The sequence below is a fragment of the Sphingomonas sp. LC-1 genome (assembly GCF_025371035.1).
GTDB lineage: Bacteria > Pseudomonadota > Alphaproteobacteria > Sphingomonadales > Sphingomonadaceae > Sphingomonas > Sphingomonas sanguinis_E.
In genome coordinates this window covers 1-12,823 of the sequence record NZ_JANZXB010000002.1, presented here as the reverse complement: position 1 = coordinate 12,823, position 12,823 = coordinate 1, and the positions used below count along the sequence as shown (strand labels likewise).

Sequence of the window (12,823 nt, the reverse complement as noted above, 5' to 3'; positions counted from 1 at the left end):
ATGGACCTGAGAGCCGGTGCTTATTCGCGGCCGGGCACGTCGTGATCATGGGGCTCTTCGCCCTTCGCCTTGGCGTCGTCATAGCGATCGATCGCCTCGACGACGATGCGCCGGGCTTCGTCACGGTCGCCCCAGGTGCCGATGCGCACCCACTTCTTCTTCTCCAGGTCCTTGTAATGGGTGAAGAAGTGCTCGATCTGCTGGAACACGATCTCGGGAAGGTCGTCGCGACCGCCGACATTGGAATAATAAGGGAAGGTCGAGTCGACCGGCACGCAGACCAGCTTCTCGTCGCCGCCGGCTTCGTCTTCGAGGTTGAGCACCGCGATCGGACGCGCGCGGACGACGCAGCCCGGGATGAACGGCGTGCGCGACACGACCAGCGCGTCGAGCGGATCGCCATCGGGGCTCAGCGTGTGCGGCACGAAACCGTAATTGGCCGGATAGCGCATCGGCGTGTGCAGGATGCGGTCGACGAACAGCGCGCCCGACGCCTTGTCGAATTCATATTTCACGGGCTCGCCGCCGGTCGGCACTTCGATCACGACATTGATGTCGTCGGGCGGGCTCTTGCCGACGGGAATGAGGTCGATACGCATCGATCGGTCTTTCTTTGCCAATGAACCGGAAGAGTTCCGGTGGAAAATCAATGGCGGGTGCGATAGCGCAACCCGCCATAGGGTGTCGATAGAGGACGGTGACGCCGTCGTCAGGAAGACGTCAGCGTGCGGTCAGCAAACGATCGAGCCCGGTTTCGCCCGTCCCGACCTTTTGCAGACGCGGATAACGCGGCCCGCCGGTATAGTTGAGCGTCACTTCGCGGAAGCGATCCTGGTTCTTTATCACCAACTTGACCGGCTTGGCCGGATCCTTGGCGGCCAGGATCGCGGCCTTCAGGCGATCACCCGAATAGCTTTCGCCATTCACCGCCTGGATTTGCGTGCCGACATCGATCCCCGCCTTGAACGCCGGACTGTCCCAAATTGAACTGGTGACGTCGCCGCCGTTCGACACCGTCATGCCCAGCGAATAGGTGACATTGGTGCTGCCCTTTTCGCCCTGCTTGAAGGTCGCGGTCGGCTCGGCCGTATAGACCAGCTTATAGCCGTTCATCGCAAAGCCGTTGATCGGCGCGGGCTGGCCCGTCTCGGTGATGCGCTGGCGCAGGAAGCCCGCCCAGTCATAAGGGACGATGCCGTTCAGCGTGTCGGCGACATCCTGGAACGTATAGGTCACCTCGCCCCAGTCGCCGTTGCGGATACCGAAGAACGCCTTGGCGAAGTCGTCGATCGACTTGGTGCCGTTCGACTTCTGGCGGAGCATCGCATCGACCTCCATCCAGACCATCAGGCCTTCATTGTAATAATCCTCCGACCGCTGCCAGCTGGTCCAGCCCTTGGGCTTGCGCGACGAGATGATGGGGTCGTTGGTGGTGTCGAGCAGGTCGCGCCATTGCCGCGCGGGCGCGGTGTCGTAGATGCCCAGGATCGAGGCGTACTGGTCCAGCGTATCCTGCTTCGACACCAGCCCCGCGCGCGCCTGGAGCACATAGCCCCAGAATTGCGTCTGCCCCTCATAGACCCAGAGCAGCGAGTTGCGCATCGGGGTGCGGAAATCGGGCGTCCACAAATCGGCGCCGCGCCGGAACTTGCCGTCCCAGCTATGGGTGAATTCGTGCGGCAACAGGTTGCGGCGGCCCGGCCCCGAATCCCATTCGGTGAAATAGCCTGGCGTCACGCCATTTTCGGACGAGCGGTGATGCTCCAGCCCGATGCCGCCCAACTGGTCGCTGATCGACAGCAGGAACTCGTAATGATCGTAATGCTGCGCGCCGAACGCCTTGACCGCCTGATCCACCAGCCGCTGATGCGCGGCGATCTGCTCGGGCTTGGCGGCGAGTTCGGCGGGATTGTCGGCAAAGACGTTCAGGTTCACGCGCGGGGTCAGCGGGAAGACCTTGCCGTACTTGCCCGCCAGCACCGGCGAATCGACCAGGATCTCGTAATTGGTCGTGTCATAGGTGTAGGTCGAACCCGACGCCTTGGCCGGAACCGCGCCCGCCGCCGTCCAGCCGGTCGGGAAGATCGCGGTCATCTGGATCGGAATCTGGCGCGTGTAATAACCGGCCGGATAGAGGCTGACCGAATTGGGTTGCAGCGAGATCATCGTCGGGGTGACCGCGATGCGGCCCTGATCGGGCTTGGTCGCCGACAGGAACTGGAATTCCAGGTCCAGCTGCTTCGCGCCCGCCGGCACGTCGATATGGAAGGCGAAGACGTCGACCGGATCGCGCGTCCAGGGCAGGGTGCGGCCATTCGCCTTGATGACCAGGCCTGCCAGCTTTTCGATCTCGCCGCGCGGATTGTGCGCGCCGGGCAGCCATTTCGGGAAGAGCAGCGCCATCGGCCCCGCCTTGGCGACGGGGATCGTTTCCTTCACGCGGAAGATGCCGCGATCGGTATCGGTGGCGTCGACCACCAGCCTGATCGTGCCCGGATAGGGGGTGTCGACCGCATCGGGGATGGTGTTGACGAAGGGTAGGGGGGCCGCCGGGGCGGAATTGCCCGAGGGAACCTGGGCCAGCGAGACGGCGGCGGACGAAAGCAGGGACGCGACGATCAGCGAGCGAAACACGGGACGGATCATGAATAGCCTTTTGCGGCGAAAAGAGACGCGGGCAGGTTAGGCACCCGATAGGCCAGTCGTCCAGACCCTTTTGGCGGTCGCCTGGGTAGCGCGACCTGCAGCCTAACTCCCGCCGCCCAACACGTTGACAGTGAAGGCGACCACGCCGAGGTTGAAGATGAACGCCGCCAGGCACTGGCCCGTCACCACCCGCCGCATGCCGCGCGAGGTGATCGAGACGTCCGATGTCTGGAAGGTCATGCCCAGCGTCACCGAGAAATAGAGGAAATCCCAGTAATCGGGCTCCGGCGTGTCGGGAAATTGCAGGCCCCCGACATCCCCCTTCTCGCCCGCGCTATAGAAGAGATGCGCATAATGCAGCGCATAGACGATGTTCGAGAACAACCAGGCGATGATTAGCGTGCCGACGACCAGCGCGATGGTGACGACGCTGTTCCGCCCGCGCAATTCGCCGCCGACGGCGACGAGGATGACGAACAGCACCACGCCGCAAAAGACCAGCAGGACCGCGCGATTGGCGTCGTTTCGCGCCGCCCGCCGCCGCATCCGCGCCGCCTCTCCCTGCCGCAGCAACGGTACCAGCGACGCCAGGAACAGGAACGCGGCCAGATCGAACCCGGCCAGGATACCGCGCGTCAGCCCCAGTGGCGGGATCAGCAGCGCCCCTGACAGGATGAGGATCAGCGCGAAGGCCACGAAGCGCGGCGGCGCGATGCGGTCGCCGATATGGGTCTTCAGGCGCTGCCAGCGGGTGGTGGTCATGGACGCCTTTTTAGGCGCGCCGGGACAGACTTGGCTATGGCCGGGTCAATAGGATCAGGCCATATGCGCCGTGCAATCCGGCAGGTGGAAGCCGGCATTGTCCCAGCCATAGGCCAAACAACAGGGTCGGCAGGATCGAACAGGCGATCATCGGCAGAGCGACGAAGCAGAGCCGAAATTTTCCTTTACCCAAGAAGATCGTCCCGCCGCGCCTATGATGGTTGCCAAGCAATGGGGCATGGCGGACCGGGCTCGGCAAGGGGGGATCGGTACCGCGTCGGGCCGTGGATGGAATGAATACGGGCCCTGCACCGCGCTTGCACGGGCTTGTGATAGGCGGGACATATTGGAGAGGAAGCGGGGCGCCCGCCTCCTCCCCGCGACGAACTCAGTTGCGCAGGCTGTCCGGCACGATGCCGCCATTTTCGGCCAGCTTGGCCATCACCGCCTTGTGAAGCGCGATATTCTGTTCGGCCGAGCCATCCTCGGCGGCGTGCACGCCGAGTTCGTCGGCCAGTTCCTTGCGCGCGGCCAGGCTGGAATCCAGGTCCAGCAGCTTGAGCAGATCGACGATCGAGCTTTGGTAATTGCCGCCGCCATTCTTCATCGACGCCATCTCGGCGAGCACCGCGCCGACGTCGACCGATTGCGGAGCAGATGGCGCGGCGGGCGTCGCCTCCGTCACCGGAGCAGGGGCGGGGGCCGGCTGCTGCGGAGCGGCCTGGGTCGTGGTGGGCGCGGGGGCCGGTGCCGCATTGGCGGGCTTGGTGCCGCCATGATGGAAGATCTTGCCCAGAATATTGCCGAAGATGCTCATAACGCAGACTCCCTCATCGATTTGCCCAGCGGCATTGCCAGGCTCCAACGATGCGATCGGCATTCGGGTCCGATGGGTGACGGAACGTCCCGCGTCACGGCGCGCTTAGACGCCTAGTCGAATAATCTTAGGAGCTTAATGGCATGAGCATTCGCGCAACCGCCCTTGGTGCCGCCGCCCTGCTGGCCCTTGCGGGCTGTAACCGCAGCGAGCCGCAGGCGCAGAGCAACGCCGCCACCGACATGACGGTCGACAACGGCATGACCGAGGCCTCGCCCAATTCGGGCGCCACGGCGGCCGCGCTTCCTGCCGCCCAGGTCTTCGCCAATGCGGCGGCGGCAAGCGACGCCTTCGAGATCGAGACGTCCAGACTGGCCCTGACCAACGGCGCCTCGGCATCGGTCAAGTCCTATGCGCGCAAGATGATCGAGGCGCATACCGCCTCGACCGCCAAGCTGAAGACCGCGGCGGGTTCGGCCACCCCGGCGATCACCCCCGATCCCGCGTTGAACGCCGAGCAGCAGGCGAAGCTGGACCAATTGAAGGGGCTGAACGGCACCGCGTTCGACCAGGCCTATATCGCCGAGCAGACCGCCGGGCATCAGCAGACGCTCGACACGCTCAAGGCCTATGCCGCGACCGGCGACTCCGCGCCGCTCAAGACCTTCGCGACCGGCTTGATCCCGACGGTCACCGCGCATCTGAACATGGCCAAGGGCCTGAACGCCTGACGCCGACCCAGCCCCCTCTCCGCCTTGGGCGGGGTGGGGGCTGGGGCCATCCATCGCGGCGACTGAGATGGATCAACGCCGGACCGATCCGTTCATGGCATCTTGCCGCCATGGCCGATTCCGCCCCCCATTCCGCCGCGCTGATCATCATCGACATGATCAACGATCTTGATTTCGAGGGCGGCGAGCAATTGCGCGAACCCGCCGAGGCCGCCGCCCGGCGGATCACCGCGCTCCGCGACGAGGCGGATGCGGCGGAGGTGCCGGTCATCTATGTCAACGACAATTTCGGCCATTGGCATTCGGAGCGCTCCTCGATCGTGGAGCATTGCGACCGCAAGGACAGTCCGGGCCGCGCGCTGATCGCCGCGCTGCGTCCGCGCGACCGGGACTATTTTGTCGTAAAGCCCCAGTTTTCGGGTTTCTATGCGACCAACCTGCCAGTGTTGCTGCCGCAACTGGGGGTGAGCCGGGTGATCCTGACCGGGGTGGCGGCGGACATTTGCGTGCTATTCACCGCCGCCGATGCGCATATGCGCGAATATGAGCTGTGGGTACCCGGCGACACGGTGGCGAGCGAGAGCGACTCGCACCGTCGCTGGGCGCTGGAGATCATGCGGCACAGCATGTGCGCAGAAACCCGCACGACCGACGAGCTGGCACTTTCCGATTGGCTGGCCAAGGAGGCGTGATCGCACTCTAGCGCCGGGGCGCTCGCTCCCCTAGATACCGCCACCTCTATGGCACGGATCGAAACCCCCAAGCGCGTGCGCGGCACGCAGGACATCTTCGGCGACGAGCAGCGCCGCTTTGCGCATGTGCTGCGGACGTTCGAGCATGTCCACGCCCTCTACGCCTTTCAGCGGCTCGACCTGCCGGTGTTCGAGGATACGCAGGTCTTCGCCCGCTCGATCGGCGAGACGACTGACGTCGTGTCGAAGGAGATGTACACCTTCCCCGATCGCGGCGGCGACATGCTGACGCTGAGGCCCGAATTCACTGCGGGGATCGCGCGCGCCTATCTGACCGAGGGGTGGCAGCAATATGCGCCGCTCAAGCTCGTCACCTCGGGGCCGGTCTTCCGCTATGAGCGCCCGCAAAAGGGGCGGTATCGCCAGTTCCACCAGATCGACGCCGAGATCCTCGGCGCGGCCGAACCGGCGGCGGATGTCGAATTGCTGGTCATGGCCGACCAGTTGCTGCGCGAACTGGGCATATCCGAGGGCGTGACGCTCCAGCTCAACACGCTGGGCGATGCCGCGACGCGCGACGCCTGGCGCGACGCGCTGGTCGCACATTTCGAGGCGCACCGGGATCAGTTGTCCGAGGACAGTCTGGTGCGGCTGGAGAAGAACCCGCTGCGCATCCTCGATTCGAAGGACCCGCGCGACCGGCCGATCGCCGATGCCGCGCCGGATATCGATGCCTATCTGACGCCCGAAGCGCGCGCCTTTTTCGACGCGGTGACGGCGGGGCTGGATGCGGCGGGCGTCGCCTGGACGCGCAATGCGCGGCTGGTGCGTGGCCTGGATTATTATCGCCACACCGCATTCGAGTTCGTCACCGACCGGCTGGGCGCGCAAGGCACCGTGCTGGCGGGCGGCCGCTATGACGGGCTGATCGAGTCGCTGGGCGGCCCCGCCACGGCGGGTGTGGGCTGGGCGGCGGGTGTCGAGCGGCTGGCGATGCTGCTCGACGAGCCTGCCAAGCCGACCATCGATGCGGTCGTCGTGCCGATGGGCGCGGCGGCGGAGCTGCGCGCGACCGGCCTGGTCGCCGAGTTGCGGCGGGCCGGGCTGTCGGTCGATATGGCCTATAAGGGTAATATGAAGCGCCGGATGCAGAAGGCCGACGCCCAAGGCGCTCGCCACGCGATCATCCTGGGCGACGACGAACTGGCGGCGGGCGTCGCAGGCGTCAAGCTGCTCGCCGACGGCACCCAGACCCAGGTACCGCTGGCCGAGTTGGCGGGAGCGCTGGCGCAGGCATGAAAACCATCTCCGCCGAACGCATCGCGCAGATCGAGGCGCGACGCGACGAACTGCAGGCGATGATGGCCACCGGCGACCTGCCCTCGGACCGCTTCGTCGCGGTGTCGAAGGAATATGCCGAGCTGGAACCGGTCGCCAATGCCGCCGCCGAAGTGCGCCGGTTGCGGCAGGAGGCCGACAGCTTGGCCTTCATGGCGCAGGATGGCGACGACGAGTTGCGCGAGATGGCGGCGGAGGAACTCCACGCCAACCGCAATGCGTTGGCCGAGGCGGATCGGCATCTGGCGCTCGCCCTGCTCCCCCGCGACGCCGCCGACGAGCGTGCGGCGATGCTCGAAATCCGCGCCGGAACGGGCGGCGACGAGGCGGCCCTGTTCGCGGGTGACCTGTTCCGCATGTATCAGCGCTATGCCGAGCGGCAGGGCTGGCGGGTCGAACTGATCTCCGCCTCGGTGCCCGACACGGGTGGTTACAAGGAAGTCGTCGCCTCGGTCGCCGGGGCGGGCGTCTTCGCCAAGCTGAAATTCGAATCCGGCGTCCACCGGGTTCAGCGCGTGCCCGTCACCGAATCGGGGGGGCGGATCCACACCTCGGCGGCGACCGTCGCGGTGCTGCCCGAAGCGGAGGAGGTCGACCTCCAGATCGACGACAAGGATTTGCGCATCGACATCTACCGCTCGTCGGGCGCGGGTGGGCAGCATGTCAACACGACCGACTCGGCGATCCGCATCACGCACATTCCGACCGGCCTGGTCGTTATCCAGCAGGACGAGCGCTCGCAGCACAAGAACCGCGCCAAGGCGATGAAGGTGCTGCGGACCCGCCTGTATGAAGCCGAGCGCGAACGGCTGGCGGCGGAGCGGGCGGGGACGCGCCGATCGATGGTCGGCTCGGGTGACCGATCGGAGCGGATCCGCACCTATAATTTCCCGCAAGGCCGGGTGACCGATCACCGGATCAACCTGACCCTCCATCGCCTGCCCGAAATCCTGGAAGGCGAACTGGACGAACTGATCGGCGCGCTGCTGGCGGAGGATGAGGCCGAACGGCTCGCCGCGCTCGATGGGTGAGGGAGGTATCACCCTTACGTCCGACACGCGCCACCCCGGCGGAGGCCGGGGTCCAGGCGCCACGCCCTTCGAGGCGCGCCGTGACCTTCGCTTGCGAGCCGGCTGCGACTGGACCCCGGCCTCCGCCGGGGTGGTAGGTTTGGTGTAGTGGACGTCCGTACCGCGCTCTCCCAAGCCGCAGCGCGTTTCGCCTTTTCTCCCACCGCGCGGCTCGATGCCGAACTGCTGCTCGCCCATGCGCTGGGGATCGAGCGCAATGCCCTGCTGCTCGACCTGACCCGGCGCACACCCGACAGCTTCTGGCCGCTGGTCGAGCGCCGCGCCGCACAGGAACCCGTCGCCTATATCACCGGCGTCCGCGGTTTCTGGACCTTGGACCTGATGGTCGGCCCTGGCGCGCTGGTCCCTCGCGCCGATAGCGAGACGCTGATCACCGCGGCCCTGGCGCATTTCGGGGATCGCCCGCCTGCCACGCTGCTCGACCTCGGCACCGGACCGGGGACGCTGCTGCTCGCCTTGCTCGACGAATGGCCGGGGGCGAGGGGGCTGGGCGTCGACCGCTCGGCCGAGGCGCTGGGCTATGCGGTCGCCAATGCCTCCGCCTGCGGCATGGCCGATCGCGCGCGCTTCGTGCGCGGCGACTGGGCGAGCGCCTTGAGCGGGCCGTTCGACTGCATCGTCACCAACCCCCCTTATATCGGAACGGCGGAGCCCTTGTCCGCTGAGGTACGCGATTACGAACCCGGCGCCGCCTTGTTTGCCGGGCCGGACGGGCTGGCCGATTACCGGCGGCTCGCCCCCGAACTGCGCCGCCTGCTGGCGCCCGGCGGCGCGGCGGTGGTGGAGATCGGGCATGAACAAGCCGATGCCGTCACCTCGCTTCTGGAGGCGCAGGGATTCGCCGTGACGCTCCATCGCGATCTGGGCGGGCGGCCGCGTGCCCTATTGGCACATTGAACAATCGCGATGATGCCCCATATTTTGCTTGAAGGACATAGGTCCGACCCGCTAGAGCGGGCACAGGGGCACGCGAACATTCGGCACTCTCACCGTTTTTCGGGGTCGTTTGATTTCGGGCCGATGCCCATACCCTTCGTCATGCAGTCGCTGCTGTCCGGCGGCCGTGGCAAGCGCCCCCTGGGCGCCAGAGCTTCGCATCGCGCGGAACGCGCGCGGTGCCGGGAAAAGTGGACCTTGTTGGTTTGACGACTAAGGACGAACAGCTTGATCAATAATCGGCAGGCCGGCCGCCGTCGCGGTCGTGGTGGCGGCAATAATGGTGGGCAGCGTCCGGGTGGCAATCCCGGCCGTTCCGACAATGGCAATCGCATCGACAACCGCGCGCGCGGCAACGCCAATCAGTTGTACGAAAAGTACAAGAATCTGGCGACCGAGGCGCAGCGTCAGGGCGACCGGGTCAACACCGAATATTATTGGCAGTTCGCCGATCACTATTTCCGGGTGTTGAGCGAAAGCCGCTCGCGCTTCGAGGAGCAGAATCAGCGTCGCCAGCGCGAGGATTCGCGCGACGACCAGTATGACGACGGCTTCGAGAACGAATCCGAGGATTATGGCGACGAGGGCGATCCCATTCGCCCCGGCGAACAGCAGGGCGAGGCCGAGCAGCCGCGTCGCGAGCGCCAGTTCCGCGACAGTCAGCCCCGCGAAACCCAACAACGCGAAACCCAACAGCGCGAGCCTCAACAGCGCGAAGATCGCCCTCGTCGCGACCGTGACGAGCGCCCGCGCCGTGAAGCGCGTGACGATCGTCGCCCGGCCCGCGTCGAACAGCCGGTCATGACCGAAGAGGCGCAACCGGTGGTCGCCGCCGAGGCTCCCGCGCCCCAGGTCGAGGAGGAAGCGCCCCGTCGTCGCGGTCGTCCGCGTCGCGAGCGCCCGGTCGAGGTTCAGGAAAGCGCCGAGCCTGCCGGCTTCGACGCCGACCGTCTGCCGCCCGCGCTCAGCCCGGCACCCGAGGCCGAGGCTCCCGTCGAGGAAAAGCCGCGTCGCCGTCGGGTCCGCGCGGCCGCTCCGATCGAGCCGGAAGCGGCGGCGGGCTGATCCGCCCACTCGGGCGCCATGCCCGATCGGAACCGAAAAGGGCCGGTCTTCGCATCATGCGGGGACCGGCCCTTTCTCGTTCGGACATCAGCGCCGGTCGACATCCTCGTCATGGCCCGACCCGGAGCTGAGGAAGACCAGCCCCATCAGCGCACCGGTCAGCAAGACCATGCCTCCGATTCCGCCGATCACCCCCAATATCGTCACCCCGTTGAGGGGGCCATGGACATGGGCCAGCACGGCCAGCGAAAAGCCGACCGCAACGGCGGCGGCCAGCGTCATCCAAGCCATGATGCGGCGGAACCGTGCCCAGGCGAAAGCCGCCGGTTCGGGATCGTCGAGACCGGGTGGGGGAGGGCTCATGCCCCGACTATGGCTGCGGTGCGCGGTCGGAACAAGCCGCGCCCATGGCGACCCCCGCCGCGATGGGGTCAGGTGGGTCGCCGGGTGGGGCGTATCGGTATCCTGGCCCAGATGCCCTGTGCGATCGCGTTGATCTCCAGCCGGATCGGATGGCGCAACGCATAGATCACGGCCAGCCATGCGAGCACCCCCGCGATAGCGGACAGACTCAGCAGCCCCAGCCCCACCGCCTCGGGCGTGGCGACCCAGCAATAGACTGCGAGCAACGGCGCCACCGTCGCCAGCGTCGCGCTCAGGCTTTGCGCATAGACGATCAGCATTCCGCGCCACCGGAATTGGGTCAGTGGTCGCATCAGCCCGGCATAGAGGATGAACCAGATCGCGCCATACAGGATGCGCGATGCCGCCGCCCATTCCAGGCCGATCGACGCGCCGAGCACCAGCAGCCCGATCGAGGCGATCGTGTCCAGCGCATTGACCAGCACCAGCCGCCGGATACGGCCGAGCAGGATCGGCAGTTCGAAATGCAACGGGATAGCGGCGAAGAAGAGCTGCCCGATCGCGATCCAGCTTAACAGCGGCGCGACCCCGGCCCAGCGGGGACCGTAAAGCAGCAGGACGATCGGCGTCGCGGCGGCCGCCAGAAACGCCATGGCGGGCCAGGTCGCCCCGCTATAGGCGGCGACCACGCGCTGATAGGGCGCGGCCAGTTCCGCGCCCGCATCGCGCAACCGGGCAAAGGCGGGGTAGAAGACGCCGTCGACCGCCCCGCTGACCAGCATCTGCAACTGCGCACCCAGGCTGGAGCCACGACTGAACAGCCCGACGGCGGTCAGGCCCAGAACGCGGCCGACGACCAGATCGGGGCTGCGCGAGCTGATCGCGTCGCTGATATAGAGGAGCGAACTGTTGGACCCGAAGCGCAGGATCGGGCCGATTCCCTTCAGGCTGGGCGGAAAGGGCGGGCGGATACCCGAGCGCCACTGGCCGATCAGCGCACGCGCGACCTGCTGTCCCACCGCGGCCCAGGCCAGCGCAAAGGCCGAGAATCCGGCCCAGGCCAACCCCAGCGACAGCGCCGCGTTGACCACCGCCGCGCCGACGCTGACCAGGAACATCGAATAATAGTCCATCCTTCGTTGCAGCATCGCACTGGGCACGATGCCGAAGGGGACGATCAGATAGGAGCTGGCGATGATGACCAGCAACGGCGTCAGCCGCGCATTGTCGTAGAATCGCGCGACCGGCCAGGCGAGCGCCAGGATCAACAGGCCGATACCGAAGGCGAAGATCACCGAGACGGAGAAACAGGTCCGGATCTGCTCTTCGGTCAGATCGCGCTCCCCCGCGACGAAGCGCCGGATGCCGAAATCCTGCAACGCCGACACCATCAGCGCGGCGGACAGGGCGATCGAATAAAGCCCCATCTCCGGCGGAGACAGGAAGAAGCGGGAGATGAGCACGCTGACGATGAACTGAACCGCGAAGGCGATATATTGCGCGCCGATCGACCAAAGCGCCGCGCCGCGCACCGATGCACCGCTCATCGCCCGGTCTCCCGATCGGCCATGCCCTCGGTACGCGCCAGCCTATGGCACCGTGATATCCGGGTGGCCCAAGATCGCAGGAGTACCCGCCGCATCATGACCGCAGAATGGCAGAGTGGATATCGTAGGGCGAGCGTCTCCATCAGCGCGCTATGATCGCCACGTCCGACCTGGGTGATCCGGTTCAAGCTGGCGATCCATCTGCTCTTGGCCTGCCGGATTACGCGAATGCCCCGGTCGAGCAGGGCATAGCGCTCGATGATGGCGGACGAGCCATCAGTCGAACGGCCCTCGACGATCGCCAGCTCGAAGTCGCCGAAGCTTTGCGCCAGGCTGCTATCCAAAGCCTCCGTCAAATAGGCGGCGTTGTCATGGGCGCTAAAGGCGACGCTGATGCGGGGCGACCTCATACTCGTATCGCTATGTCCCTAGAAAGCGGTGACTAAAAAGGCCTTAAAGCCAGGCTGGCTATGGCGTGATTCTGAGAAACTGGGATGGTTCCGTCGGTAGCGGAAGCCGAACCGGGGGCTAGCAGGCTGAAAATACGCCATTTTTCAAATTTTGCAGAAAAATGGCAATTTTCATGTTGACCGCATGTGAGGGTGAGCCTAGAGGGGTTTCACCGCAGCGGTGGTCGCAACGACTGACCGATGCAGTCACGACAGATCGGCGCACTTGGGGCCCTGGGAACGGGGTTGATGAAGTGTTGCCGGTATTTGTTGTCGGCTCTTTGACATTGTTGATTGATGAAGGGACATGCGGGCGGCGGCTTGGCGGTTGTTCTGGGCATACAAGGTGCTCGGAGATCGTTAAAGCATATAAGCCAGTTCGTATG

The 12,823-nt window shown here is 65.9% G+C and carries 14 protein-coding genes; 6 read left to right on the top strand and 8 right to left on the bottom strand.

What is annotated here, in order from left to right; all coding sequences use genetic code 11:
• Window positions 1-20: 20 nt before the first annotated feature.
• From ppa to NZL82_RS02740, 4 genes are all read right to left on the bottom strand, one after another.
• Window positions 21-599: an inorganic diphosphatase gene (gene ppa, locus NZL82_RS02755; protein WP_261268256.1), complete on the bottom strand. Its 579-nt coding sequence runs from the start codon at window positions 597-599 to the stop codon at window positions 21-23.
• Window positions 600-720: 121 nt separating this feature from the next.
• Window positions 721-2,646 carry a M61 family metallopeptidase gene (locus tag NZL82_RS02750; RefSeq protein ID WP_261268255.1) on the bottom strand — a complete coding sequence of 642 codons (1,926 nt, stop codon included), beginning with the start codon at window positions 2,644-2,646 and terminating at the stop codon, window positions 721-723.
• 102 nt (window positions 2,647-2,748) lie between these two features.
• Window positions 2,749-3,408, bottom strand: a complete 660-nt coding sequence (locus tag NZL82_RS02745) for a DUF1345 domain-containing protein (RefSeq protein WP_261268254.1) — start codon at window positions 3,406-3,408, stop codon at window positions 2,749-2,751.
• A gap of 388 nt (window positions 3,409-3,796) precedes the next feature.
• On the bottom strand, window positions 3,797-4,225 hold the full coding sequence (locus NZL82_RS02740; protein WP_261268253.1) for a DUF3597 domain-containing protein: 429 nt from the start codon (window positions 4,223-4,225) through the stop codon (window positions 3,797-3,799).
• Window positions 4,226-4,368: 143 nt separating this feature from the next.
• On the opposite strand from NZL82_RS02740, the gene NZL82_RS02735 reads away from it, so the two are divergent.
• From NZL82_RS02735 to NZL82_RS02710, 6 genes are all read left to right on the top strand, one after another.
• The gene (locus tag NZL82_RS02735; protein ID WP_261268252.1) at window positions 4,369-4,956 is read left to right on the top strand and encodes a DUF4142 domain-containing protein; all 588 of its coding nucleotides are present in this window, start codon (window positions 4,369-4,371) and stop codon (window positions 4,954-4,956) included.
• A gap of 110 nt (window positions 4,957-5,066) precedes the next feature.
• Window positions 5,067-5,648, top strand: coding sequence for a cysteine hydrolase family protein (locus NZL82_RS02730; protein WP_261268251.1), 582 nt, complete (start codon window positions 5,067-5,069; stop codon window positions 5,646-5,648).
• Window positions 5,649-5,696: 48 nt separating this feature from the next.
• The gene (hisS, locus tag NZL82_RS02725) at window positions 5,697-6,947 is read left to right on the top strand and encodes a histidine--tRNA ligase (protein WP_261268250.1); all 1,251 of its coding nucleotides are present in this window, start codon (window positions 5,697-5,699) and stop codon (window positions 6,945-6,947) included.
• The gene (prfA, locus tag NZL82_RS02720; protein ID WP_261268249.1) at window positions 6,944-8,017 is read left to right on the top strand and encodes a peptide chain release factor 1; all 1,074 of its coding nucleotides are present in this window, start codon (window positions 6,944-6,946) and stop codon (window positions 8,015-8,017) included. Before hisS ends, prfA begins: the two co-directional genes overlap by 4 nt.
• A 147-nt stretch (window positions 8,018-8,164) precedes the next feature.
• Entirely contained in the window at window positions 8,165-8,974 is an 810-nt protein-coding gene (prmC, locus tag NZL82_RS02715; protein WP_261268248.1) for a peptide chain release factor N(5)-glutamine methyltransferase, read from the top strand.
• Between the two features lie 267 nt (window positions 8,975-9,241).
• Window positions 9,242-10,078 carry a DUF4167 domain-containing protein gene (locus tag NZL82_RS02710; protein ID WP_261268247.1) on the top strand — a complete coding sequence of 279 codons (837 nt, stop codon included), beginning with the start codon at window positions 9,242-9,244 and terminating at the stop codon, window positions 10,076-10,078.
• 87 nt (window positions 10,079-10,165) lie between these two features.
• On the opposite strand, the gene NZL82_RS02705 is transcribed toward NZL82_RS02710, so the two are convergent.
• The 4 genes from NZL82_RS02705 to NZL82_RS02690 form a co-directional block, all read right to left on the bottom strand.
• Window positions 10,166-10,441 (bottom strand): hypothetical protein, encoded by a 276-nt coding sequence (locus NZL82_RS02705; RefSeq protein WP_261268246.1) that lies wholly within the window; start codon window positions 10,439-10,441, stop codon window positions 10,166-10,168.
• 68 nt (window positions 10,442-10,509) lie between these two features.
• Window positions 10,510-11,988 carry an oligosaccharide flippase family protein gene (locus NZL82_RS02700; protein ID WP_261268245.1) on the bottom strand — a complete coding sequence of 493 codons (1,479 nt, stop codon included), beginning with the start codon at window positions 11,986-11,988 and terminating at the stop codon, window positions 10,510-10,512.
• A complete protein-coding gene (locus NZL82_RS02695) occupies window positions 11,985-12,398 on the bottom strand; it encodes a glycosyltransferase (RefSeq protein ID WP_261268244.1) in 414 nt (137 codons plus the stop codon). The genes NZL82_RS02700 and NZL82_RS02695 overlap by 4 nt, the downstream gene beginning before the upstream one ends.
• Window positions 12,399-12,516: 118 nt before the next feature.
• Window positions 12,517-12,823: hypothetical protein (locus tag NZL82_RS02690; protein ID WP_261268243.1), on the bottom strand; the 307-nt coding region annotated here is incomplete at its 5' end.